This is a genomic window from Cupriavidus sp. GW823-FHT07A04 (genome assembly GCF_058794615.1).
This window is the reverse complement of sequence record NZ_JBXAHA010000003.1, coordinates 106,930-130,576: the sequence shown is the minus strand read 5'-3', so window position 1 is coordinate 130,576 and position 23,647 is coordinate 106,930. Positions and strand designations below refer to the sequence as shown.

At 64.9% G+C, this 23,647-nt stretch carries 26 protein-coding genes, 1 tRNA gene and 2 pseudogenes; 14 read left to right on the top strand and 15 right to left on the bottom strand.

All coding sequences use genetic code 11. The features are described from left to right. Window positions 1-19 precede the first annotated feature (19 nt). The 4 genes from AC1Q7Q_RS06370 to AC1Q7Q_RS06355 all read left to right on the top strand — a co-directional run bounded on the left by AC1Q7Q_RS06370 (window position 20) and on the right by AC1Q7Q_RS06355 (window position 3,856). On the top strand, window positions 20-1,024 hold the full coding sequence (locus AC1Q7Q_RS06370) for a Bug family tripartite tricarboxylate transporter substrate binding protein (protein ID WP_477133111.1): 1,005 nt from the start codon (window positions 20-22) through the stop codon (window positions 1,022-1,024). Window positions 1,025-1,156: 132 nt separating this feature from the next. After that, entirely contained in the window at window positions 1,157-1,852 is a 696-nt protein-coding gene (locus AC1Q7Q_RS06365) for a dienelactone hydrolase family protein (RefSeq protein ID WP_492373069.1), read from the top strand. A 39-nt stretch (window positions 1,853-1,891) separates the two neighbouring features. Then, entirely contained in the window at window positions 1,892-2,713 is an 822-nt protein-coding gene (locus AC1Q7Q_RS06360; protein WP_492373070.1) for an alpha/beta fold hydrolase, read from the top strand. Window positions 2,714-3,496: 783 nt separating this feature from the next. Further along, window positions 3,497-3,856 carry a DUF1484 family protein gene (locus tag AC1Q7Q_RS06355; RefSeq protein ID WP_492387140.1) on the top strand — a complete coding sequence of 120 codons (360 nt, stop codon included), beginning with the start codon at window positions 3,497-3,499 and terminating at the stop codon, window positions 3,854-3,856. A 92-nt stretch (window positions 3,857-3,948) separates the two neighbouring features. On the opposite strand, the gene AC1Q7Q_RS06350 is transcribed toward AC1Q7Q_RS06355, so the two are convergent. The 3 genes from AC1Q7Q_RS06350 to AC1Q7Q_RS06340 form a co-directional block, all read right to left on the bottom strand. Further along, window positions 3,949-4,329 carry a RidA family protein gene (locus AC1Q7Q_RS06350; RefSeq protein WP_492373865.1) on the bottom strand — a complete coding sequence of 127 codons (381 nt, stop codon included), beginning with the start codon at window positions 4,327-4,329 and terminating at the stop codon, window positions 3,949-3,951. A 195-nt stretch (window positions 4,330-4,524) separates the two neighbouring features. Continuing rightward, window positions 4,525-5,481: a prolyl aminopeptidase gene (gene pip, locus AC1Q7Q_RS06345; RefSeq protein WP_492373864.1), complete on the bottom strand. Its 957-nt coding sequence runs from the start codon at window positions 5,479-5,481 to the stop codon at window positions 4,525-4,527. A 142-nt stretch (window positions 5,482-5,623) separates the two neighbouring features. Next, window positions 5,624-6,322, bottom strand: coding sequence for a DUF2076 domain-containing protein (locus tag AC1Q7Q_RS06340; RefSeq protein WP_492373863.1), 699 nt, complete (start codon window positions 6,320-6,322; stop codon window positions 5,624-5,626). 279 nt (window positions 6,323-6,601) lie between these two features. Between AC1Q7Q_RS06340 and AC1Q7Q_RS06335 the strand changes: the two genes are divergently transcribed. Both AC1Q7Q_RS06335 and AC1Q7Q_RS06330 read left to right on the top strand, forming a co-directional pair. Further along, window positions 6,602-7,039, top strand: a complete 438-nt coding sequence (locus AC1Q7Q_RS06335; RefSeq protein ID WP_416049551.1) for a YciI family protein — start codon at window positions 6,602-6,604, stop codon at window positions 7,037-7,039. Between the two features lie 133 nt (window positions 7,040-7,172). Next, the gene (locus AC1Q7Q_RS06330) at window positions 7,173-7,514 is read left to right on the top strand and encodes a hypothetical protein (protein ID WP_492373862.1); all 342 of its coding nucleotides are present in this window, start codon (window positions 7,173-7,175) and stop codon (window positions 7,512-7,514) included. A 70-nt stretch (window positions 7,515-7,584) separates the two neighbouring features. On the opposite strand, the gene AC1Q7Q_RS06325 is transcribed toward AC1Q7Q_RS06330, so the two are convergent. From AC1Q7Q_RS06325 to AC1Q7Q_RS06305, 5 genes are all read right to left on the bottom strand, one after another. Continuing rightward, entirely contained in the window at window positions 7,585-8,280 is a 696-nt protein-coding gene (locus AC1Q7Q_RS06325) for a pentapeptide repeat-containing protein (RefSeq protein WP_492373861.1), read from the bottom strand. Between the two features lie 100 nt (window positions 8,281-8,380). After that, window positions 8,381-8,956 (bottom strand): TetR/AcrR family transcriptional regulator, encoded by a 576-nt coding sequence (locus AC1Q7Q_RS06320; protein ID WP_492373860.1) that lies wholly within the window; start codon window positions 8,954-8,956, stop codon window positions 8,381-8,383. 103 nt (window positions 8,957-9,059) lie between these two features. Continuing rightward, window positions 9,060-10,358 carry a TAXI family TRAP transporter solute-binding subunit gene (locus AC1Q7Q_RS06315; protein WP_492373877.1) on the bottom strand — a complete coding sequence of 433 codons (1,299 nt, stop codon included), beginning with the start codon at window positions 10,356-10,358 and terminating at the stop codon, window positions 9,060-9,062. Between the two features lie 134 nt (window positions 10,359-10,492). Beyond that, a complete protein-coding gene (locus AC1Q7Q_RS06310; protein ID WP_492373859.1) occupies window positions 10,493-11,533 on the bottom strand; it encodes a DUF1254 domain-containing protein in 1,041 nt (346 codons plus the stop codon). Between the two features lie 234 nt (window positions 11,534-11,767). Beyond that, a complete protein-coding gene (locus AC1Q7Q_RS06305) occupies window positions 11,768-12,118 on the bottom strand; it encodes a DUF1428 domain-containing protein (RefSeq protein WP_492373858.1) in 351 nt (116 codons plus the stop codon). Between the two features lie 336 nt (window positions 12,119-12,454). On the opposite strand from AC1Q7Q_RS06305, the gene AC1Q7Q_RS06300 reads away from it, so the two are divergent. Together AC1Q7Q_RS06300 and AC1Q7Q_RS06295 are read left to right on the top strand one after the other, a co-directional pair. Continuing rightward, window positions 12,455-12,541, top strand: a tRNA-Leu gene (locus tag AC1Q7Q_RS06300). Window positions 12,542-12,683: 142 nt separating this feature from the next. Then, window positions 12,684-13,091 (top strand): hypothetical protein, encoded by a 408-nt coding sequence (locus AC1Q7Q_RS06295; protein ID WP_492373857.1) that lies wholly within the window; start codon window positions 12,684-12,686, stop codon window positions 13,089-13,091. Window positions 13,092-13,161: 70 nt separating this feature from the next. On the opposite strand, the gene AC1Q7Q_RS06290 is transcribed toward AC1Q7Q_RS06295, so the two are convergent. The 5 genes from AC1Q7Q_RS06290 to AC1Q7Q_RS06270 all read right to left on the bottom strand — a co-directional run bounded on the left by AC1Q7Q_RS06290 (window position 13,162) and on the right by AC1Q7Q_RS06270 (window position 16,440). Beyond that, window positions 13,162-13,536: a hypothetical protein gene (locus tag AC1Q7Q_RS06290; RefSeq protein WP_492373856.1), complete on the bottom strand. Its 375-nt coding sequence runs from the start codon at window positions 13,534-13,536 to the stop codon at window positions 13,162-13,164. Window positions 13,537-13,633: 97 nt separating this feature from the next. Beyond that, the gene (locus AC1Q7Q_RS06285; protein WP_492373855.1) at window positions 13,634-14,014 is read right to left on the bottom strand and encodes a c-type cytochrome; all 381 of its coding nucleotides are present in this window, start codon (window positions 14,012-14,014) and stop codon (window positions 13,634-13,636) included. Window positions 14,015-14,074: 60 nt separating this feature from the next. Further along, window positions 14,075-14,998 (bottom strand): NADP-dependent oxidoreductase, encoded by a 924-nt coding sequence (locus AC1Q7Q_RS06280; RefSeq protein ID WP_492373854.1) that lies wholly within the window; start codon window positions 14,996-14,998, stop codon window positions 14,075-14,077. Beyond that, window positions 14,998-15,426 (bottom strand): nuclear transport factor 2 family protein, encoded by a 429-nt coding sequence (locus AC1Q7Q_RS06275; RefSeq protein ID WP_492373853.1) that lies wholly within the window; start codon window positions 15,424-15,426, stop codon window positions 14,998-15,000. The genes AC1Q7Q_RS06280 and AC1Q7Q_RS06275 overlap by 1 nt, the downstream gene beginning before the upstream one ends. Window positions 15,427-15,546: 120 nt before the next feature. Next, window positions 15,547-16,440, bottom strand: coding sequence for a pirin family protein (locus AC1Q7Q_RS06270; protein ID WP_492373852.1), 894 nt, complete (start codon window positions 16,438-16,440; stop codon window positions 15,547-15,549). 99 nt (window positions 16,441-16,539) lie between these two features. On the opposite strand from AC1Q7Q_RS06270, the gene AC1Q7Q_RS06265 reads away from it, so the two are divergent. From AC1Q7Q_RS06265 to AC1Q7Q_RS06245, 5 genes and pseudogenes are all read left to right on the top strand, one after another. Then, on the top strand, window positions 16,540-17,448 hold the full coding sequence (locus AC1Q7Q_RS06265; RefSeq protein WP_492373851.1) for a LysR family transcriptional regulator: 909 nt from the start codon (window positions 16,540-16,542) through the stop codon (window positions 17,446-17,448). A 207-nt stretch (window positions 17,449-17,655) separates the two neighbouring features. After that, window positions 17,656-18,549, top strand: a complete 894-nt coding sequence (locus tag AC1Q7Q_RS06260; RefSeq protein WP_492373850.1) for a LysR family transcriptional regulator — start codon at window positions 17,656-17,658, stop codon at window positions 18,547-18,549. Between the two features lie 262 nt (window positions 18,550-18,811). Further along, window positions 18,812-19,816, top strand: a complete 1,005-nt coding sequence (locus AC1Q7Q_RS06255; RefSeq protein ID WP_492373876.1) for an aldo/keto reductase — start codon at window positions 18,812-18,814, stop codon at window positions 19,814-19,816. Between the two features lie 55 nt (window positions 19,817-19,871). Next, window positions 19,872-20,077 (top strand): annotated as a pseudogene (locus tag AC1Q7Q_RS06250) (aldo/keto reductase); the annotation flags it as partial. An 8-nt stretch (window positions 20,078-20,085) separates the two neighbouring features. Next, the gene (locus AC1Q7Q_RS06245; RefSeq protein WP_492373849.1) at window positions 20,086-21,330 is read left to right on the top strand and encodes a multidrug effflux MFS transporter; all 1,245 of its coding nucleotides are present in this window, start codon (window positions 20,086-20,088) and stop codon (window positions 21,328-21,330) included. A gap of 33 nt (window positions 21,331-21,363) precedes the next feature. Here the strand turns inward: AC1Q7Q_RS06245 and AC1Q7Q_RS06240 are convergent, their stop codons facing one another. Further along, window positions 21,364-22,176 (bottom strand): copper chaperone, encoded by an 813-nt coding sequence (locus AC1Q7Q_RS06240; protein ID WP_492373848.1) that lies wholly within the window; start codon window positions 22,174-22,176, stop codon window positions 21,364-21,366. A gap of 8 nt (window positions 22,177-22,184) precedes the next feature. Beyond that, complete coding sequence (locus AC1Q7Q_RS06235; RefSeq protein WP_492373875.1) at window positions 22,185-22,949, bottom strand: DUF899 domain-containing protein; 765 nt, start codon at window positions 22,947-22,949, stop codon at window positions 22,185-22,187. A 154-nt stretch (window positions 22,950-23,103) separates the two neighbouring features. On the opposite strand from AC1Q7Q_RS06235, the pseudogene AC1Q7Q_RS06230 reads away from it, so the two are divergent. Next, window positions 23,104-23,599 (top strand): annotated as a pseudogene (locus tag AC1Q7Q_RS06230) (helix-turn-helix domain-containing protein); the annotation flags it as partial. Between the last annotated feature and the right edge of the window lie 48 nt (window positions 23,600-23,647).

The following is a 23,647-nucleotide window of genomic DNA, read 5'->3' as shown; positions in this document are numbered from 1 at the left end:
AACCAACCAGGAGCATCCAATGAACGACCGCAACCATAACGCCGCTGTGCGGCTCTCGCGCCGCGCCATGCTGGCCGGCACTGCCGCCGTCCTGTGTGCGGGCAGCGTGATCTCGCGTGCAGCGTGGGGCCAGACTGTCTCGCGCATCATCGTGCCGTTCCCGGCCGGCGGGCCAGCCGATTTCATGGGGCGCTTGCTGGCGGAGAAGTTGAAGGATGCGATGGGCCGCACCGTGATCGTCGACAACCGGCCCGGCGCCGGCACCCGCGTGGCGGCCGAAGTCCTGAAGAACGCGCCCGCGGACGGCAACGCCGTGCTGCTGGCGCCAGTGGACCCGATGTTCATCGGTCCGCTGATCTACAACAACATGCGCTTTAATCCCGTTACCGACTTCAAGGCCATCACCGATGTGGCCGGCGTTCAGTTCGGGCTGGCGGTGAGCGCCAGCTCGCCGATCAAGACACTGGCAGATTTTGTCCAGGCGGCCAAGGCCCGTCCCGCCGAACATTCCATCGGCATCAGCACCGTTGGCACGTTGCTTCATTTTCTCGCGGTGGAATTCGTTGCCCAATCCCATACGGGCAGCACCCTGGTGCCCTATCGCGGGGGCGGCCCCCTGGTCACCGACCTGATGGGCAACCAGATATCCGCCGGCATGGACGCAACCACCACCTTCATGGAATATCACCGCGCCGGCAAACTCCGCGTGCTGGCGGTGGCCGGCGACAAGCGTGCCGATGCGCTGCCCAATGTGCCCACGTTTGCGGAGTCCGGATTCCCAAACCTGGTGACCTCGTCGCGCTATCTGCTGTATGTGCGCGCGGGCACCGCGCCCGACGTGGCCGCGCAGTGGGGCGACGCCGTGCGCAAGGTCCTAGCCATGCCGGACGTGCGGGAGAAGCTGGCGCGCACCGGGTATGACCTGCTGCCGGGTGGCGCGCCGGATGAGGTGGCCAGGTATGCGAACGCCCTTGCCGCGCGCTGGACGCCGGTGATCAAGGCTTCGGGATTCAAGGGGGATTGAGGGGGCGCCGATTGCCCGCGCGCGCGGCAGCCGGTGTCGCCCGGCGCACGCAACTTGGTCTGTCGTCTCCAACGATTTCGCCTATAACTGTACGGTGGTACGTCCGGCACACCAATGCAAGGGAGACTTTCCATGGGCAAGCGCATCACCATCGACGTAGCCGACGGCAGCTTTGCCGCCTATCTGGCCACGCCATCCGCCAACGCGCGCGGCACCGCCATCGTCGTGATCCAGGAGATCTTTGGCATCAACGCGGACATGCGGCAGACGTGTGACGACTTTGCCAGCCAGGGCTTCGTTGCCATCTGCCCCGACCTGTACTGGCGGCAAGAGCCCAATGTGGAGCTGACCGACAAGACCGAGGCCGAATGGAAAAAGGCGCTGGCGCTCTACACCGCGTTCGACGTGGACAAAGGCGTGGCAGACCTCGATGCCACCATTCAGACCGCACGCAAAGCGCCGGGCGTGAGCGGCGGGGTAGGCACGGTCGGCTATTGCCTTGGCGGCCTGCTGGCGTTCCTGACCGCGGTGCGCACCAACGCAGATGCCGCGGTGTCCTACTACGGCGTTGGCATCGACAAGCATCTGGCCGAAGCCAGCAAGCTGTTAGCGCCGCTGTTGATGCACATCGCCGAAGAAGACGAGTTCGTGCCGCCGCAGGCGCGCGCAACCATCATTGAAGCCCTGCGCGAGCGCCCCAAGGTGGAAATCCACACGTACCCCGGCTGCATGCACGCCTTCGCGCGCAACGCTGGCGTGCACTACAACGCCGACGCAGCCAAGGCCGCCAACGCGCGGACGCTGTCTTTCTTCCAGGCGATGCAGTAATCCGGCAGGTCCCGCTGCAACCCACAAGGAGGTCATTCCATGAGTGAGATCACTACCAAGGACGGCACGCACATCTTCTACAAGGACTGGGGCACGGGCCAGCCCATCGTGTTCCATCACGGCTGGCCGCTCAGCGCGGACGACTGGGACGCGCAGATGCTCTTCTTCCTCTCCAAGGGCTTCCGGGTGATCGCACACGACCGCCGCGGCCACGGGCGCTCCACGCAGACCGACACCGGCAACGAGATGGACACCTACGCCGCGGATGTCGCCGCGCTGGCCGCCCATCTGAACCTGAAAAACGCCGTGCACATCGGCCACTCCACCGGCGGCGGCGAGGTGGCACGCTACGTCGCGCAGCACGGCGCCGGCCGCGTAGCCAAGGCGGTGCTGATCGGCGCCGTGCCGCCGATCATGGTCAAGAGCGCCACCAACCCGGGCGGCCTGCCGATGGAGGTGTTCGACGGCTTTCGCAGGCAGCTAGCCGCCAACCGGGCACAGTTCTACAAGGACGTGCCGTTCCCGTTCTACGGCTTCAACCGGGAGGGGGTCAAGCCATCCGAAGGCATCATGGCGAACTGGTGGCGCCAGGGCATGATGGGCGGGATCAAGGCGCACTACGATTGCATCAAGGCGTTCTCGGAAACGGACTTTACGGAAGACCTCAAGAAGATCGATGTGCCGGTGCTGATCCTGCATGGGGACGATGACCAGATCGTGCCGATTGCGGATTCGGCTTTGCTGTCAGCGGAGCTGGTGAAGCAGGGCACGCTGAAGGTTTACAAGGGGCTGCCGCATGGCATGTGTACTACCCATCCTGAATTAATCAATCAGGATTTGCTTGAGTTTGTTCGGAGGTAGGGCACGGAGAATGCGGTAATTCTTGGTGTTGCCCTTGGTGGGCGGCCTGCGGGTTTGGGGGCGCGTTGAGTAAGCTGCTGACGTGCGAGGTTTATAGCCCCGCTGACGCGGTGGGTGTCTCTTGGGGGCGGGGTTTTACTGCTTCTAGCTGCTGGCGCGGCTGTACGGTGTTGGCCGATTTAGAACGTGTGAGATGTCACTTTTCTTTACTCGTAAAGAAAAGTAACCAAAAGAAAGCGATCCTTGCAGGAGGCTGGCGTGGCGTCATTGGGAGCCCCAATGGTTTCGTCGTACGGCCCCGGGTGCTAACGGACTCGTGCCGTTACCGGTTCAGAGCACCACGACCCAGCCAATGCCCAGGGATTCGTGGTGGTCCCCCCGGTAGCGGCCACCACGAGCTTCAAGCCGTCTGTCGCTCGCGGAGTGACTCGCCACGAAGTTGCAAGCGTTCCGTTTTCGTCGTGGGCGCGGTGGCACCGGAATGAAAGACCGAGGAATTCTTCCACCGCGCCCACCCCACCACGAAACCATCGTAGCGTGATATATCGTGGCACTTCGAACCGGTACCGGCAGATGCGTGAATGAGCAGGGATGCCGCTACCGAGCAGCCTCACCACGAAACCGGTGTCATTGACAGGATCGTGGCCATTCAAACCGGTAACGGCACGAGGTCATTAAAACCCAGGGCCTGACGATGAAACTACCGGGCTACGCAACCCCGACAAGCCAGCCTCCTGCAAGGATCGCTTTCTTTTGGTTACTTTTCTTTACGAGTAAAGAAAAGTGACATCTCACACGTTCCAAAACGGCCAACACCGTACAGCCGCGCCAGCAGCTAGAAGCAGTAAAACCCCGCCCGCAAGAGACCCCCCCCCCGCGTCAGCGGGGCTACAAGCGAGCAAGTCTCGTCTCAGCGTCCAGGAACTAGCCTACCAACTCGAGGAACTTCGTAGCCGCGCGCAAAGCATCGCGCAAGAAAGCTGCGCCGACCTGCTGCGCGTCAGTGCAGGGCTTGGTGCCGTTCTCAGGCTGCTGGATTTTGATAGCGACGATGTGGAGGACAGCCACGGTCTGCACTGTCTGCTGACCCCGTTGAAGCAGCAGCTGGACGAGGCATTGAACCGCGTGCAAGGCATGCTCTAAGCCAGCGCGGCAGGGCAAGTTGTGCCACCCTCCCGCAAGCGGGGGAGTGGCCGCCCGTAGCCGCCCTATCAGCCACTCGCCCACTCAGCTACTCAGCCATTAAACACCGCAATACACTCAACCTCCACCCTGGCCCCGAGCGCCAACCCATTCGCCCCAAGTGCACTGCGCGCCGGATAGGGCGCCTGGAAGAACTCCTTGTAGACCTCGTTGAACACCTGCCATTCGCTGATGTCGGCCAGAAAGATGGTGCATTTGGCGACGTGCTTGAGCGACAGGCCGTGTGCTTCCAGTGTGATGCGGATGTTCATCAGCGCCTGCTTGGCTTCTTCGCGGATGCCGCCGGGCACCAGGCGGGTGCTGCCGTGGACGATGCCCATTTGTCCGGAGAGGTAGAGCATATCGCCAACGCGCACCGCCTCGGAGAATGGCAGCCCTGCGGGGAGGACTTTGCCGGAGTTCAGGAATTCCATAGTGCACCCTGTCGGTGAGAGCCTTGAATGCCGCTTTGCTATCCGCCGGCCAATGCGCAGCCGGGTGGTGGCAATGCGGTCTTCAAGTCTAGGACATGGGTGTTCAAGACCCCAACCGCCGGCCATCAAAAGTCCGCTTCGGCGCTGTCGGTGCTGTCGGTGCTGTGCCCCGCAGGGCTGGCAGCACCAGGACGATCATTGCGCCGCCGCAAACCGGTCGGTAGCGGCAATCAGCTGATCCATGATGCCGGGCTCGGTCCAGGCATGCCCCGCCCCTTCAATCAGATGCAGATCCGAGCCCGGCCATGCCTGGTGCAGCGCGTAGGCGTAGCGGGCCGGGCAGGGCATGTCGTAGCGCCCGTGCACGATCACGCCGGGGATGCCGGCAAGGCGATGCGCGTCGCGCAGCAACTGGCCGTCTTCCAGCCAGGCGAGATGCGTGAAGTAGTGGTTCTCCAGCCGCGCAAACGCCAGCGCGAAATGGCCGTCGTCATGCTTGGCGGTGTTAGCGGGGTCGGGCAGCAGGGTGATGGTTTCCCCTTCCCATACGCTCCATGCGCGGGCGGCCTCCAGCTGCTTTGCCGTATCGCTGCCGGTCAGGACCTTGCGGTAGGCGGCCATCATGTTGCCGCGTTCGGCTTGCGGGATGGGCGCCTGGAAGCGGGCCCATTTCTCGGGGAACACTTCGGATACGCCGTACTGGTAGTACCAATCGAGTTCCGCCCGGGTGGCGGTATAGATCCCGCGCAGCACCAGTTCGCTGGTCCGCTCGGGGTGCTTTTGCGCATAGGCCAGCGCCAGCGTGGAGCCCCAGGAGCCGCCAAAGACCAGCCAGCGCTCTACGTTGGCGAGCTTGCGCAGGCGCTCGATGTCGTCCACCAGGTGCCACGTGGTATTGGCCTCCAGCCCCGCGTGGGGCGTGGAGCGGCCGCAGCCGCGCTGGTCGAACAGCATGACGTCGTAGCGCGCCGGATCGAACAGGCGGCGATGGTCGGCCGATATGCCGCCACCAGGGCCGCCATGGAGGAAGACGGCCGGCTTGGCGCCGGGTGTGCCGACGCGTTCGTAGTAGACAACGTGGCCGTCGCCGACATCGAGCGTGCCGGTTTCATAGGGTTCGATGGCGGGATAGAGCGAGCGAGGTTGCGGCATGGATCGGGTTCCCAGGGTGAGCGCGTAGTGCAAGAGTGTATCGCCGTTGCCGGTGCCATCTCCACCCGGGGTGCCGCAGTGCAATCAGTGCGGTGGGGCTTGAAGGGCGCTGCCATGCACGCCTGGCAAGCCCCCCAACGCGCTAGGCGTTCCAGGTGTCGTCGCTCAGGAAGTCGTCGTTGCCCGATGCGTCATCCAGAAGGCCGCTGTCCAGTGCCGCATCCGGTGAGCCCAGCGGCGAGCGGTCGTCATTACCGTAGTAGTTGTTGACGACGGTCTCCGTTGGCTGCGCCCCTGCGCCTGGCTGTCCCAGCAAGCCGCTTGCGCTGTTGCCATTGCCGTTACGATGGAACATGTTCTCGATGCCCTGGAACAGGAGCGCGCCGCCGGCCACGCCGGCTGCCGTCGTGGCAATGCCGCCCAGCGCGCCGCCCAGGCCACCACTCAGGAAACCGGGCCGGGATGGCTGCACGGGTGCAGGCTGGACCGCCTGGAAGGCCTGCGGCACTGCCACGGGCGCGGCCATCGGCGGCGGCATGACGGGGCTGGGTGCCACGCGGTTGGCACTGTTGCCCCAGGCGTTTTCCGGGTCGAGGAAGCGATTGGCGCCGTTGGCCTGCGCCATCTGCAACTGGCTCTGCAGCGTGGAGATCTGCGCCTTTGCCGTCGCCAGGGCATGGTCAAGCATCATGGCGCGCTGGACCAGCAGGTAGGCGGCATCCGGCTGCCTGGCAACCGCGTCGGCGATGAGGGCGTCCGCCTGGGGGTCCTTGGCGCCAGCCCTGGCCTGCGTGAGTTGGGTCAGGAAGCCTTCCAGCGCTTGCATTTCTTGGGGGGTCATGGCAGCTCCTATCCGGGATCCGGGTTGTCTTGTGTGATCGCAGTCTACGGGCCGAGTCTTAAGCGAGGCTTAAAAAAAGCCGATCAGATGTGATTGTCGCGCCTCGCGGCCGCATCAGGCCAAGTGGGGCCGATTCAGGCCGGGCAGGCTCCCCGCCAGATATTTTGGCGGCGGTGTCGATTTTCGGTATCCCGATTCGTCGTAGTATCAGGGCCGCCCGTCAATCCTGATCCGGGCTCAGGACGTGCGGCACCCTCAATCCACTCAAGGAGAGCGACGATGCGTGTCATGGTGATGGTGAAGGCAACGAAAGAGTCAGAGGCTGGCGAAATGCCCAGCACGGAGCTGCTTACCGCAATGGGCAACTTCAATGAAGAACTCGTCAAGGCCGGCGTGATGCTCGCGGGCGAGGGCTTGCACCCGAGCGCCAAGGGCAAGCGGGTGCAATTTTCTGGCAGCCAGCGGTCCGTGGTCGACGGACCGTTCGCAGAGACCAAGGAGGTGGTCGCCGGGTTCTGGCTGTGGCAAGTCAAGTCCATGGAAGAGGCTGTCGAATGGGTCAAGCGCTGCCCCAACCCCATGCAGAGCGATTCCGAGATCGAGATTCGTCCGCTGTTCGAGCTCGACGATTTTGGTGCCGAGCTCACGCCTGAGCTGCGGGCGCAGGAGGAGCGCTTGTGGGCCGAGGCGCAAGACGCTGCGAAGAGGACGCGCTAAGGCTAAGCCAAGGCCAGGTCATGACAGTGTTGTGGCAGTGTTGAGGCCGTGTTAATGCATGCGCACCAAGGCGCTCTGACGGCGCCTTTCTGCTCTAAACTTGGCTTTTTCCACCTCACCATCAGGTAATTGAATGCCAAAACAGCAAAGCACATGGGCCCGGCATGTCGCGGCGGGCGCCATCGTGTGCGTAACGCTCATGGCGGGATGCGCCGCCCAGCCCCCCGTCAGTGCGGTACCCGACCCGGGCCCGCAGGGCGGCCGCGGCACGCCGGAGGGTTGCCAGGCGGACAAGCTTGGCGACGATGCCCTGATCGGCAAGAGCGAGGCCAATGCCGTCGCCTTGCTCAACGGCTGCGCATGGCGATTTGGTGACCGGGAAGGCCAGCAGATGCCCGGCACCATGGACTACAACCCGCAGCGCCGCACGCTGGATGTCAAGGGTGGCAAGGTGACCGCGGTACGCCGAGGCTGAGGCCGTCCAAGGCCTGGATCGCGTCGTGCTTTGCGTCTCGGATGCGATTCGCATGGCCTTGCGCGGCCATTCAGCCGACGCGGATACCGGCTTGCCCGACAATCTCCGCGGCTTGTTCCACCGAGATGATGGCGCCCTTGAACGAAGCCGCGGCAGCCATCAGGTTCAGTCCGCCAAGTTCGGCCAGGCGGAGGTCCGCGCCATCGAAGCGGGCTTGCTTCAGGTTGGCGCCGCGCAGGGTGCCGCCATCGAACAGGGCATCCCGGAAGTCGCAGCCGGCGAGGTCGGCATCGGACAAGTCGAGCTGCTCCAGGTGTTGCTTGCGGAATGACAAGCCGCGCAGGTCGCTGCCGACGAGCAGGGTGTTGTGGAACACCAGGCCCAGGGTGGCGGCCTCGCGGAACCGGGCGCCGGTCAGCTTGGTTTCCGTGAAGATGGCGCTGGACAGCCGCGCGCGGTCCCATTGCGTGTTGTTCAGGTCGCTGCTGCAGAATCGTGCTTCTACTGCGTCCACCAGCGTGAAGTCGGCGCCGGCGGCCTTGCAGCGCATCCACTTCGATTCGACGAGCTTCGCCCTTTTCAGTTGCGCGCCGGCAAAGGTGCACATCAGGAATTCCACGGACGAAAAATCCAGCCCGTTCAGGTCTTGATCGTCAAATCCGCATTGCTCGAATCGTAGCTGGGCCGGACGTTGCGCAAGAATTTCAACGATGTCAGTGCGCGAGAGTGTGGTGTTGCTGATGGTGTGGGGAGTGGGGGCGGGCATGGAATTCGCGGTGGGAGCGTGGCAGCGTGGCAGCGTGGAAAACGCTCCAGGTCAATTTGGTCTGTCTTGTCAGTCTTGTCTATCAGCCTGGTCAGCTTGATCAGGAGGTGGCCCTGTCGCACATGTCCAGCAACAGGGCAAGCAGGCGCGCCTTGCGTGGCGCATCGACGTCATAGACTTCGAACATCCCCGCAAACCACATGCCATCGGCCGCCAGCCTGCAGATGAGGAGCTGGTCTTCGGCGGCGGTGCCGGCGAGGTCATGCGCGACGGCGTCCGTCATGCGCTCGCTCCATGTCTGGCGGCACGAGGGGAGCGTCAAGGCCAGCATGGCGATGGCGCGCTGCGTTCCGATCGCGTTGTTGGAAGCCGTATCGTCGAAACACGTCTTGATGTAGGCGCGGGCATGCCTGCCTGGACGATCTGGCTCGGCAGACAGCGCGCGTTGATAGGTCTTGTCGAATTCCTCGAAGAGCTGGTCTCTCAGCGCTTCGAGCAGGGCATTCTTGCTGCGGTAGTGATATTGCAGCCCGCCTTTGGTCACGCCGGCGCGTTGTGCCACCAGGTCGAGCGTCACCGATTCAGGGCCTTGGGAGACCAGCAGGTCCCGCATCACGGACAGGCACTGGGCTCGGATTAGTTCGGGGTTCTTGGCGCGCTTGCTTGCTTCGGACATGATCAATCCAGCCAGATGGATTGATTATTCTAGCATTGTCGAGGCCATCGGCAAGACAACGCTGTCCGAGGCAGCGCCAAAAGACGCGCGGGCGTCTGCGCAGCTACGCTTTCACCTTCTCCGCCGCCTGGGCAATCCGGTCCCGTACGACGCCGATCGCCTGCTTGAGCGCGTAGACATCCTCAAAATAGCGCTCCGGAATCCGTATCCGGCTAGCATGCGCATCGATGTTCTCGATTTCATCGCGCCATTGCGCAATCTGGCTGGGGGTCGGCTGCGTGTTCGTCCAGATTTCATCCTCCAGCGCCTTGATTTCCCGGTACCAGACCACGAGCCGGTTTTTTATCCGCGCTTGCGCCATGCGTGGCAATGCCTGCAGCAAGCCGAGCAGCAAGGCCATGAAGGGGAGCAGGATCAGCAAGCGTCGTTCGATGAAGCTGGCAAGCCAGAACGGAAGGTAGCGCTGCAGGAAGGGACGGCCCGATTTGAAGTAGCGCGTGCTTTCGTCGGAAACGGGAAACTCACTGGTATTCAGGTTGGGAAACGTGCCGAGCGGCGTGAAGTAATCATCGCCGCCGTGGACGGATCTGGCGGCCTCCAGCAGCAGGTAGACCAGGGCGGGGTGCAGGGTGTCCTTGGATACGAGCAGGGCCGTGGCAGCAAGCAGCGTGACATCGGCCTGCGGAAGATCGTTGACGATGCTGGTGGAGGCGCGCGGAAAGACAATCTTGGACAGAGACGGGAATTTCTGCACGAGGGCATCGGCCTGGGCAAAACTCATCAGCTTCAGATTGCTGTTCAGCAACGTTTGCTGCATCTCGGCATCGGGCCGGCCGATAAAGAAGGCCGCATCCAGCCGGCCCTCTTCGAGGCCTTGATAGGCCTTCATGGCATTCATTTCCAGCAGCTCGGTATTGCTGGCCGTGATGCCGCTGTACGCGAGCAATACCCGGGCGACGTTGAGCAAGCCACTGCCGGGAACGCCGATGGCAACCCGCTTGCCGCGTAGCTGTGCGAGCCGGTCCACGGTGGCCTCGCCCCGGTAAAACACCCAGATCGGTTCATAGGAGACCGCGGCGATGGTTTGCAGGCCATCTGTTTCCTGCGGCGTGGCGGTGCCCGATTGGATGAAGCCTGCTTCGTATTCGCTGTCCGGGTTCTTCAGCCGCTCATAATTCTCGATCGACCCGGAAGAGCCGCGGATATCCAGCTTGATGCCGTCGCGCTTCAGGATGGGGGCGTAGCGCTCGGCAAAGCCGCGATAGATGCCTTTGTCGGCCCCGGTGGTGATGACGATCGTGCGCTGGATGGCGGGTTTGAGCACGATCGTCAGCGCCCAGCCCAGCGCTGCCAGCAGCAGTATCGCGCTAACGATGAGAAGCCGCCGCTGCCCCGGCGTCATGGGGGCCTTCTGGGTACGGTGCAGCGCTGGGTTGTGCCTGGGCATAGTCGGCCTCCGTCGTCAGGTCCCTCCCACGCGGGCCCAAGGAGGACGCGGGATCATGCTAGCCGCCGGATCGTTTGTGGGAAGGTCGCTCAATTGACCGGCTGAGGCTGCGGGAATGTCCACGCGCCGCTCAGTATCTCCGCGCGCGGGCGGTACAGCCGCACGGTGTAGTTCCAGCCCGGGACGATTGGCAGGCAGTTGGCTGCCTGCGCTTCACAGCCACCGAACTGCATCGTGATCGATCCGTCGCCGGCCTTCTTTGCCGTGAGATTGTTGAGTGTGTACGCGTTGGCCGGGTTCTTCTGGAAATAGCCCTCGGCGTTGTAGACGCTCACGGACCAAAAGGCATCCACGGGCACATCCTTGACGTTGAGCCGATAAACGGTCTTGCCGTCGTTCTTCGCCGGCGTGATGTTGAGGTAGGTGGCGTCCTCGTCCGGGTTGCCGCCCCAGGCTGATGCGGAGCCGATCAGGTGACGCACGGGCTCGACCTCCTCCTTGGTGCCGAATGCCTGCTTGAAGTCGGGCAGCGTCGAGGACAGCACCAGCAGGGCATCGCGGATCTTCTTCTGGCTGACCGGGTCCCAGTTGGGGATTTCAAACTTTCCTGGCGCCTTCCGGCTGACCTTGATGGCGTCCTGCAAGGCGTGGACCTGCTTGATGTCGTCCGGGCTGTTCGGGTTGACCAGGGTGCGCACCGCGACGGCTACGTAACGGGTGCCGACGTTCTCCCGGGTGAGCGTATGGGCGCCCGCGCCATAGAACACGTCTGGCACGTAGTGGTCTTCGTTGATGACCTGCAGCGCCATGAAGCGCTTGCCCGGGTCGGGCATGGTGATCGTCACCGGGCCGGCTTCGAGATCGAAGATGCCGGAGGTATAGAGCGTGTCGCGATTCAGGCGGATGACGCTCTGGTGATCGATCGATGCGGGCTCGCGCCGATGCAGCAGCTTGCCCACGCCGCCTTGCTTGGCCAGCCCGGCGAAGTACATGTCGCTCTCCGCTCGGACAAAGTTGTCGGCGGTCACCGGAACGGGGGCGCCACTGGCGGGCGCGGCAGCTGGCTGTGAATGGGCGGCGCTGGCCATGGACAGGGCGGCGGCGCAAACGCAGGCGGAGGTCAGTTTCATCTTCACGTTCGATCCCTCTTGGTCTGTTGGCATCGCGCATTGGCGAGCGGGATTCCTACAGACAGCACTTTCGCTGGTGCACGGGGGAAAGGGAATTAGAAAAATTGTTCCGGTGATATAAGCCGATTCAACCTCCCCGGTGGCGCCCGCCACCGCGCGACAATGCCCCTGCGGCCAAAACGAACCCAGCCCGGGAACCCCGGGCAAGGTCCATCACGCACCGTCGTCAAGCTGCTAAGCGTTGACGATCATCTCGAAACCGCCAAAGATCATCCGCTTGCCGTCGAACGGCATCGGCCCCTGGCTGCGCAGCCTGGGGTCTTCCATCGAGGCCTTCATGCCTTCGTCCCGGGCCTTGCGCGATGGCCAGGTGATCCAGGAGAAGACCACGGTCTCGTCCTTCTCCAGCTTGACGGCCATCGGGAACGAGGTGAGCTTGCCCTCGGGCACATCGTCGCCCCAGCACTCGACGAGCCCCAGCGCGCCATGATCCTTGAACACCACGGCGGCGGCCTCGGCGTGCGCGCGGTAGATGTCGCGCTTGGCCGTGGGCACGGCGACAACAAATCCATCGATGTAATGCATGTCCGATCTCCTTTGGGATTGCCTGCGAAGCGGCGAGCCTTGCGCGCGCCGTCATTGGGACGACGAACGGGAGCCGCCGAAATCGACAGGGCATGGGAGGAATGCTAGAAAAAAATACGCGGGGCAGGGAGGGCGGCCAACCGGCGTGGGCCGTGCACTGCGCGCCATGTGATCAATGGAAATCTTTCCGGCTGCCTTTCCATTTCCCTGGACTGAGCGGACACCAGCAGGGCCGGCAGCGGGCGGCGCCCGGGGAAAGTTGTACTTTTCTTCTGATTCAGTGGGGCCAGTACTTGCAAATTTCGTTACGTTGGGTAGAATTCGCAACCTCACCTAGCCCAGGTGGCGAAATTGGTAGACGCACTAGGTTCAGGTCCTAGCGGTGGCAACACTGTGGAGGTTCGAGTCCTCTCCTGGGCACCAAGATTGAAAGCAAAAGGCCTGCATCCGTGCAGGCTTTTTGCTTTTTGGTCTCCACTGCATCGTGTTTCGCGCGCGGCGTGCGCATCAGCATCCGAATTCACTTGATGTAACATCATCCGACTCATCTAGCCAAGGAGCGGGAATGTCAAAAGGTCGGGTACGGGTACGTGTATTGCTGGTTGTCGCGATGGCAGCGCAATTGCTGTCAGCCTGTTCGGGCGGCGTGACCGCGAATTCCATCCAGGCGATGGACCCGAAGCGCGTGCACTCCAAGGCCAGCGTAGGCGACCTGGTGCTGTGCCTGAAGCAGCGGCTGGGTGACGACGCCACCGTGATCGCGTACCCGGAACCCGGCAAGGTTGATATCCGGGTCGGGCGTGCGGACGCGGATGAATACAAGTTCATCCACCTGGTCAGCCTGCGCCGCGCTACCGAGGGCGTCGAAGGCACCGACGTCGAGATCCGCAGCTCCGGGGAATGGCACCCCCTGCTGAGCGCCAGCCGCGTCTCTGGCATGGTGGAAGACTGCACGCCGGGAAGAGCGCACTAAGCGCAACGCAGAATCCTTGCCGGCACGCCGCAAAGCGGCAAAGCGGCGAAGCGGTAATGGCGCTATGCCGTTACGGCTCCATCGTGCGCAGAAGGTGCTCCTGCAGTCGCGATAATTCAAGCGCGACGCCGTCGGGGAACCCCTGGCGGCCGCCGCGCTTGTCGATCAGCAGGTCGGCCAGGTAGGCCGTTAGCGCGGCTGGGTCGGCCCACAGCGCCGCCAGCTGGTTGCCGATGCGCGGAAAGCTGCGGCACAACTCCAGGGGCCGCGCCTGCGGTGGCAGCACGGCCAGCCATTTGAGCGCGTTGGCCGTGAGGGCCTTCGCTTCTGCGGATTCAGGTTGCCGCTGGCCAGTCCAGTCGGGCTTGCCATGCGTGGGCACGGCGCCATCCAGGATCAGCCTCGCTTCCTCGACGGTAACAAACTCGAATGAAAGGGGTTCCATGCCAACTCCGGATCAGATCTGTTGGGGGCGCCATGCCTTGTGGCGCTGGCACCTATTCTATCGGTTACGGAGCGTTTGAAACTTTCTGTAGCGCTTGCTACCGGCCTTGCTGCTGGTATGTGTACAGGTAGGCCAGCAGGTCCGCGATCTGCCGCTCATTGCTGATCCCCCAGAAGCGCATCCTGGTGCCGGGCACGACCTTGCTGGGCGACTGGATAAACGCGCTCAAGGTTTTCTCGGACCACACCACGCCCGATTTCTTCATCTCGGGGGAGTACTTGTAGTCGGTCGTGGCGCCGGCGACCCTGCCGAAGATCCCATTGAGCTGGGGGCCAAACGCGGCGCGCGCCGAGGGCCCGACGCTGTGGCAGGAGGCACACTTCGAGGTGAATACCGCCTTGCCCGCCTGCGCGTCGCCAGCGGCCTGCGCGGTTGCGTGCAAGGCTAGCGCCAGGGTCAACAATGCGGCTTTCTTCATGGACGGATGCGAGGCAACGGAGCAAACCTGGCATTATATTCGCCGAGGCAATGCGGCTCCCTAAGCCGTCTGGATGACCACCTTGCCGCGCACATGCCCAGCCATGCTCCTTGCCATCGCCTCGCGGGCAGCAGCGAGTGGATACGTGGCGTCGATTTCAGCGCGCAGCTTTCCGGACGCGTACAGCGAGGCCAGCGTGTGGAGCTGGGCGCCATCGGAGCGCGTCGCAAAGTGCTTTCCCGCTGCGCCGGCTTCCCGGGCGCGCCTGGCATCCGGTGGGCTGACGGTGGAGACCAGCACGCCGCCGCGCTTGAGTACCGGCCAGGAACGCCGTTGCGTGTCGCCGCCGACCAGGTCGAGGACAAGATCGACACCCGCAACCTTGGTGGCAAAGTCTTCCGCGGTGTAGTCGATCACCTCCGTCGCCCCCAGGTCTCGCAGGTAGCCCCGGTTGGCGGCCGAAGCCGTGCCGATCACCTGTGCGCCGGCCAGGTTTGCCAGTTGCACGGCCACGCTGCCGACGCCGCCGGCAGCGGCATGGATCAGGACTTTCTGTCCTGCCTGCAGCTTGCCGTGCTCGTGCAGCGCCTGCCAGGCAGTCAAGCCAGCCGCGGGAATACTGGCAGCCTCCAGGAACCCGAGATGCTTCGGCTTGCGGGCAAGGCGCCCGGCATCCACCACGGCGCGGGTTGCATAGCCACCGACGATGCCGATGAATCCCAGCACTTCGTCTCCCGGCGCCAGCGTGGTGACATTGCGCCCAACCGCGATGACAGTCCCGGCAGCATCCACCCCAGGCGTGATGGGCAACGGTAGCGGAATGAACGCCTGCATGGCGCCACTGACGATCTTCCAGTCGATCGGGTTGACCGAGGTGGCGGCAACATCGATCAGCACCTCGTCGTCGCCAGGGCGGGGATCAGCGAGTTCCTGCAGTGCTAATGAATCGGGGCCGCCGTAAGCGGCTACACGGATGGCTTTCATCAAAGGCTCCTTGAGGCAATGCCCACAATCGGGGTTTCCAGCGCCAGTGCGGCCTGCACGGGGTCGAAGTACTCGCGCAGGTGCGCGATCCTGCCATCGCGGGCGGTCAGGAAAACGACGTACTCCTGCCGGTAGACGCGCCCGGTCGACTTGATCAGCCCTTCGGCATGCACCCGCGCAACGGCTTGCTGGGGATCCGCCGCGGGCAGGATCTGCGCATCGAAGAAGCGGAATTCAGAAACCGCGCCGATGAACCAGGAGACATGGCGGATCACCGCGTCCCGGCCGCTCAATCGCGCCGGATGCCCGATGCCGGGCGCGTAGGGCAACTCCCACACGATGTCCTCGGCAATCAGTTCCTGCCATTGCTGGTTGTCATCAACCAGCCACCGGAGGTGTTGCTGCAATAGCTCAGCTGCGATGTTCATGATGTTCTCCATGCGTGTGGGGCACAGCAGTGGCGCAACGCGCCGCCAGCCTGCCGCTGCGGGTTCCCGGATTTTGGGTACGTGACATTCAATGCGCTGATGCGGCGCGCGTGCCGCGGGCTACCGCAGGCGGCCATCGGCACGTAGCTGCATGCCGATCCTGGCGATTTCGGCTTCGCCCTTGCGCAGCGCGTCGTTCGACGTATGGACGGAGTAGTAGCCAAGTGCCAGGTCGTGCGGATGGGGAACTGCCGATGCGACGATGAAATCCGCATCGGTTTCGGCAGTGAAATCGAGAGCGTCCTCGGACTGCGTGAAGACCGCGAGTTCGTCCTTCAGCCGCCCGCCGCCAGTCGCTAGCGTGCCGCGGTTGACGTGTGCCCAAGCCACGGTGTGGCCTGCGGGCGCCTGGTAGTGCCAGCGCTCGCCCGCGGCAAGGCGCACGTGCAGCAGTGCCGCCCCGGACGGTGCGGCTACCGGGCTGTCCCTGCCAGCCAGCGAGCCGAGTATCACGCGCGCCGGTCCGGTGCGCGGCACGGAGGACGCGGGCAGGTATTGGCTGTGCGGGGTGCCGTTCTCCAGGCTGCGCGGCAGGGCAAGCCATAGCTGGTAGCCCTGGACGCGGTCGCCCTTCGCGGGGCTGGCCGAGTGCCAGATGCCGTTGCCCGCCCGCATCCATTCCAGGCCGCCCGCCATCAACACGCCGGCCGCGCCGGTGGTGTCCTCATACTGCAGTTCGCCCTCGAGCAGCACGGTGAGGGTGGCGATGCCCGAGTGCGGGTGCATGGGGAACAGCGCGTCGCCGGAGGGGGCGAAGTCGAAGTAGTCGAGGAACACAAAGGGTTTGATCAGCTCGCCGACGTCGCCGGGACTGACGATCCGCGAGACGGCGCCATGGCGGCGGCCGCCAGTGCGAAGCACGATGCCACGGTTGCTTGCCGCATCCGGCCGTGCAGTGTGGTGATGGATCCGGGCCGGCTCCCCGGCGTGCCGGGCCTGCGCTGCGTTTTCCATGAAAGTCTCCTTCGGTGATCGCATGACCGAAGGTTAGGTGCTTGACATCTCTCTTGGTAGCCTATATTTCTCGATGAGATCCATCTAAGGAGTTGATACATGCTCGACGGCGTATCCCTGGACCAGCTCCGCACCTTTATCGCTGCCGCCGACGAGGGCAGCTTCTCCGCGGCGGGGCGCAAGCTGCGGCGCGCGCAGTCGGTGGTCAGCCACACGCTTGCCAACCTGGAGGGGCAGATCGATGTGCAGTTGTTCGATCGCAGCGGCCGCTTCCCGCGCCTGACAGAGCAGGGAACCGCGCTGCTGGCGCAGGCGCGTGTGGTGGTGGGCGGCATGGACGGCTTCAAGTCAAAGGCGCGCGCCATTGCCGAAGGGCTCGAACCCGAGCTGTCGGTGGTGGTGGATGTCATGTACCCGATGGCCCCGCTGACGGGGGCGGTCGGCGAGTTCCGCGACGCGTTTCCACATACGCCGCTGCGCCTGTATGTCGAGGCACTGGGCGCGGTCATGCGCCCGGTGATGGAGCGCGTTTGCCGGCTCGGCATCAGCGGATCGATGCCGGCCGTTCCCGAGACGCTGGACGCGGAAAAGCTGCTCGACGTGCCGATGGTGACCGTGGCCGCACCCTCGCATCCGCTGGCATCGCGCAGGGGCGTGATCCGGGTACGTGAGCTCGAGGAGCACGTGCAATTGGTCCTGACCGACCGGACCATGCTGACCGAAGGGAAAACCTTCGGCGTGTTCTCGCCGCTGACCTGGCGCCTGGCCGACCTGGGCGCCAAGCATGCCTTCCTGCGCGCCGGCTTCGGCTGGGGGCACATGCCAGCGGCCATGGTGCAGGGGGATCTCGATGCGGGCGAGCTGGTCACCCTGCGGCTGGAGAGCTTTCAGCCGCGTACGCCGCCGATCGCCATGTTCGCGGTCTACCGCAAGGACACGCCGCCCGGCCCCGCCGGCCGCTGGTTCCTCAACCGGCTGATGCGCACATCGCAGCGTCCGCCGAAATAGGCGCTGTCGCGGATCCGTGTCCGCTGTCCGTGTCCGCTGTCCGTGACCGCTATCCGGGGCGCCTCCACAAAGCGCCGTGGAGTGGGCCCTGTGTGTACCGCTCCTTCGCCTGCAACGTAAGCCAACCTGCACCCCGTAAATCCAATCATCGCGCTCGCGTGTGACCAGACGCTAGAATCCGCAAACACCTATGAGATGGGTTCATCAATGCCGCGCGAGAACTTTAACGACCTGCTTGCCTTCATTGCCGTTGCGCGCGAGCGCAGCTTCACCCGCGCGGCGGCGCAGTTGGGGGTGTCGCAATCCGCATTGAGCCACACGGTCCGCGCGCTTGAAACGCGGCTTGGCCTGCGCCTGTTGACGCGCACCACGCGCAGCGTTTCCCCAACCGAGGCCGGAGAGCGCCTTCTCCAGACGGTGGCCCCCCGCTTCGAGGAGATCGAAGCCGAGCTGACCGCGGTGACCGAGCTTGGCGATAAGCCCACGGGCACCATTCGCATCACGGCCACCGACTACGCCACCAAGACCGTCCTGTGGCCGAGGTTGTCCAAGGTGCTTCGGGCGTATCCGGAGATCAAGGTGGAAATCATCACGGATTACGGACTCTCCGATATCGTCGCGGATCGCTATGACATCGGTGTGCGCAACGGCGATCAGGTGGCAAAGGACATGATCGCGGTGCGCATCGCACCCGACATGCGTATGGCCATCGTTGGCTCGCCCGCCTATCTGGAACAGAGGCCGCTGCCGAAAACGCCTCAGGACCTGACCACGCACAACTGCATCAACCTGCGTTTGCCGACGCTTGGCGGCTTCTACGCATGGGAGCTGAAGAAAGGCAAGCGTGAAGTGCAAGTGCGGGTAGAGGGCCAGCTTGCCTTCAACGGTACCTATCAGATGCTGGATGCGGCGCTATCCGGGTACGGCCTTGCGTACGTACCCGCGGATCTGGCCCAGGCGCACGTGGCAGCGGGCCGCCTCGTCTGTGTGCTTGAAGACTGGTGTCCCACGTTTGCTGGCTTGCACGCTTATTACGCCAGCCGGCGCCAGTCTTCACGAGCGATGGCGCTTGTCATCGATGCGCTTCGCTACCGTGCGTAGCTGACGTAACCTGGCTCACGTACCTCACGCACCTCCCGTTCGATAGCGGCGCGGGCATTCATGAGGCCAGTTCATAAAGGCTTGCGGTTCTCCGGGCTTTTTCGATAGACGGTACGTCCCTATCATCTCAGCTGGCTTAACGCGCAAGGCCACGCGGCCAGCTTCGTCATCGGACACGCGCTCGCCGTCGATGGCGGCTACACGGCCCGATAAGCGTCCGTGCCCTGACAAACCGCAGGCACGGCCTGCGTGGAGAAATATGATGGATTATCGATATCTGGGCCGCAGTGCCTTGAAGGTTTCGCACTTGTGCCTGGGCGCCATGATGTTCGGCGGGGAGACCGATGAGGCCACCTCGAAGCGCATCATCGACAAGGCGTTCGACCAGGGCATCAATTTCATCGATACCGCCGACGCCTACCACGGCGGCCGTTCGGAAGAGATCGTCGGGCGCGCCATCGCCGAGCAGCGCGACAACTGGGTGGTGGCGACAAAGTTCGGGTATCCGACATCGCAAGGCCCGAACGAACAGGGGCAATCGCGCAAGTGGATTGTCCAGTCGGTGGAAGCCAGTCTCAAGCGTCTTGGCACCGACTACATCGACATCCTGTACTTCCACCGCGCCCTGGTCGATGCGCCGCTGGAAGAAGGCGTGCGTGCCATTGGCGATCTGATCCGCCAGGGCAAGATCCGATACTTCGGCATATCGAATTTCCGCGGGTGGCGCATCGCCGAGATCGTGCGCCTGGCCGACCAGCTTGGCATCGACCGGCCGGTCGCCAGTGAGCCGCTCTACAACCTGGTTGACCGCACTGCGGAAGTCGAGCAATTGCCCGCGGCAGCGCACTACGGTGTCGGCGTTGTGTCGTATAGCCCGCTGGCCCGGGGCGTGCTGACCGGGAAGTATGCAGCGGATGCCGCGCCGCCGGCCGACTCGCGCGCAGGCCGCGGCGACAGGCGTATCCAGCAGACGGAATGGCGGCCGGAGTCCCTGGCGATCGCGCAACAGCTCGCTGCCCACGCCGCCGCGCGCGGCACGACCTCGATCGCCTTCGCCTTGGCCTGGGTACTCAAGAACCGGCTCGTCAGTGCCACCATCGCCGGGCCTCGGACGCAGGCGCATTGGGATAGCTACGTCGAAGCGCTGAAGCTGCAGCTCGGCCCGGACGACGAACGATTCGTCGATAGCCTGGTGGCTCCCGGCCACGCGTCGACGCCGGGCTACACGGATCCCGGATATCCGGTCGAAGGTCGTCGAGCCGCTTGAGGCCGGCGTTGCTTCGGCTGCTTCAGTTGCTTCAGGAGATGGATGATGCAAAAACGTAGCCTGGCTGCTTGCGCAGAAGCCGTGGATCGGATCGTGCCGATTCCGGGCACCACCAAGCTGCATCGGCTGGAAGAGAACACCGGTGCGGCCACGGTCGAACTGTCGGCTGACGACCTGTCCGCCATCGAAGCCGCGCTGCGGCAGATCACGGTCGTGGGGGATCGCTACCCGGCTCACCTGCAGCAGCGCGTCGACCGCTAATTCACGCAATGTCGCCCGGAACCAGCACTGCCCCACGTCACGCCGCGAACGCGCACAGCTTGCGGATCCTTGCCATCCTGAGCACGTTGATGGCCTTTGCATCGATTTCGACGGACCTGTACCTGCCAGCGCTGCCTGCCATGGCCGTGGCGCTGCATGCGGATGCGGGTATGGTCGAGCTGACGATCTCGGGCTATCTGGTCGGCTTCAGCCTGGGCCAGCTGTTGTGGGGTCCTGTCGGCGATCGGTACGGTCGCCGCCTGCCGATCTGCATCGGGCTAGTGTTGTTCATCCTCGGTTCCGCGGGCTGCGCGCTGTCGACCAATGCGAGCATGCTGGTCGGCTGGCGCGCGCTGCAGGCCGTGGGTGCCTGCGCCAGTGTCGTGATCGCCCGCGCGATGGTGCGCGATCTCTATAGCGGCCACCGCGCGGCCCAGATGATGTCCACGCTGATGACGGTGATGGCCATCGCGCCGCTGCTGGGGCCAAGCGTGGGCGGGCAGATCCTGCACGTCGCGTCGTGGCGGGCGATTTTCTGGACGCTGGTGGGGGTCGGCCCGGCGACGCTCGCCATGCTCGGCGCTCTCCCGGAAACCCTGCCGCCGGAGCGCCGCAATCGCACACCGCTGCGCTGCGCGCTGGCCGACTACGCCGCACTGCTGCGTCATCGCCGGGTGCTTGGCTACGCAGGCGCGGGCGGTTTTTTCTATGGCGGCCTTTATGCGTACATCGCCGGCACGCCGTTTGCCTACATCAGCTATCACCAGGTCTCGCCGCGGCACTATGGCCTGCTGTTCGGCGCGGGCATCATCGGCATCATGCTCACAAACCAGGTCAACGCCAGGCTGGTGGCGCGGCTCGGCAGCGATCGCCTGATGCGGGCCGGCACCCTTGGCGCGGCGCTCGCGGGCATGCTGCTGGCGGTCGACGCATGGACGGGGTGGGGCGGGCTGATGGGCCTGGTTGTGCCCCTCTTCCTGTTCGTTTCAGCGACCGGGTTGATTGTCGCCAATTCGATCGCCGGCGCGCTCGGCAGCTTCCCGCAAGGCGCTGGCGCGGTGTCCGCGCTGATCGGCGCGATCCAGTATGGCACCGGCATCCTGGGGTCGGCGCTGGTCGGCCTGTTTGCCGACGGCACGCCGTGGCCGATGGGATGGGTCATCGCGCTGATGGGAATCGGCAGCCTGCTTTGCGCACGGCTTCTGGTGCCGTCCACCGGCGTCTTCGCTGGCAACGCAGCGGCTGCGCGCTGAGGCACGGCATCGGCGTGCGCTGGAACAAGGCGCTCACGCCAGCGCGATCAGGATCAACCCAGTTGCAATGATGACAGCGCCGATGGCGCGCGCGGCGCGCCCGCCGGCCGGTGCGAGACGCTCGACGGTGATGGCAGCCGTCACGGCAGCCATCGCGCGCAGGTCCATGATGCCAACGACGAGGAGGGTCGCTGTCAGGCTGGCACAGCTGCAGCTGCAGTGCAAGCCGAGTTGCAGGCCGACTCGCCACGCCGTGCCGGCATCCCCCCGCAGCCCGCGGCCGTGCCCGGGCGCCTCCCGGCAGCAGGTAAGGTGGTGTGCCTTCCAGGCGGTGAACTGGAGTGCGCCGGCGCTCAGGACGACCACGCCCGCCGCGACCGGAACCGCGCGCGCCAGCGCCGGCAGCCGCATCTCGAGCGCCGCCAGCGCGGCGCCCAGCGCAAAGGTGGCCATGCCGATCGCGGCCCACACGAAAAAGTACCCCACGCCCACCAGCGCGCTCAGCCGGCCCAGGCGCGTCCCGCCTGTCGTGCCGACGGCCTGGCGGTAGCGCCACAGCATGGGCACCAGCGACGGCAGCATCATCGCTGCCATCATCACGACCCACATGCCGAGGAACGACGCCGCAACGCCGGGCCATGTCTGCCCGCACATCCGCATCCACGCCATCGACATTGTCCAGCCGCCGGGCATCGGCATCGCGCCCATTGCCGACATGGACGCGGACCAGGCGATCGTCACCGCCGTGCAGGCGAAGAAGAGCAGCGCCGAGACGCCCAGGAAGGCTCGCGCGCAGACCATGCTTCGAGGTGCCTCCCGTCCCTCGGTTGCGTCTGCGTTGCCCATGGCCTGGCTCAGCGCTCGCCGTACTCGTCGTGACGGCGCCACCAGATGCCCGTCTCGTTGCGTCCTTTGGGGGCGCGGTCGAGCCATTGGTACATGCCCCAGAGGCCGTCCACCCCGCGCGCATAGGTGGAGTAGGTGTGATAGACCACGCCATCCTCGAGCGCGAATGCGCTCAGGCCCGGCCGATCGCGCGAGTACGTGGCTGCGTCGGTGCCGCATGTGGCTGCGAACCGGGCGACGGGCTCCGGGGCCGGTGTGGCGTCCATCGCGTGGCCGCCGCGCTTGTAGTTGTATTCGACGAACCCGTCGCGCTGCTGCGCCTCGGTAAAGGAGACGTTGGCATCGAAGTTGAAGTCGCTGCCGAGCGAGGACGCCCAGGGAAACGTCCAGCCCATTCGCTGCTTGTACGCCTGCAGTTTCGCGAGCGGTGCGCGCGACACCGCCGCAAGCGTGACGTCGTGGTTCGCCAGGTGAACCACGACGCCGTCGAACCCGTCCGCGATCGACGAGCAGGACGGGCACCCCGCGGTGTAGTCGGGCCCGAACATGAAGTGGTAGACAAGGAGCTGCGAGCGCCCCCGGAAGAGGTCGGCCAGCGAGGCGCTGCCTTCGTCGGTCTCGAACCGGTACGCCTTGTCGACCCGGACCCACGGCAGCGCCTGGCGTCGCCGCGCCAGCTCGTCGCTGCGCCGCGTCAGGTCCTTTTCCGCCTCGAGCAGCGCGAGCCGCGCTGCCAGCCACTCTTCGCGTGTCGCGGTCATGTGTTGCGTCATCATGCTTTCCTCCGTTGGGTGTCCATCGTCGTTCGCTCAGTACCAAGTACCAAGTACCAGGTACTAGGTACGATGTGCGGGTTGGTGGTCGTGATAGATTAGTGCCGGGCATCCGAACGATGGGAGTGACAAGTGTGGCGCGATTGGGATTCAGATGGATTCGCTGATCACGGCCGCGGCGCGCGCGCTCGCGGCGGGTGACCCGCTCGGCGCGCTGAACCGGGTCGCCCTGCGCAGCGACGCGCCTGCGCTTGCGCTGCGCGGCATCGCGATGGCGCAGCTTGGCGATCTCGTGCGCGCGAAGGCGCTGGTGCGAAGCGCGGCGCGCGCCTTCGGCCCGAAAGAGGCCGTGGCCCGCGCGCGGTGCGTCGTCGCCGAGGCCGAGATCGCACTGGCCTCGCGCGACCTGAGCTGGCTGGCGAAGGCGCTCGACGCGGCGCGCGCAACCCTGGAGGCGCACGGCGATCAGGTGAACGCCGCGCACGCGCGGTTTCTCGAAGCCCGGCGTCTCCTCCTGATAGGACGCCTCGACGAGGCCGAGCTTACGCTGGCCCAGCTTGACCCCGCGCCCTTTCCGCCCGCGTCCAGGGCCGCCCATGCGCTGGTCGTCGCGGGGATTGCGATGCGGCGCCTGCGCACGAAGGCGGCGGGGGGGGGGGGGGGGGGGGGGGGGGGGGGGGAGGGGGGAGGGGGGGGGG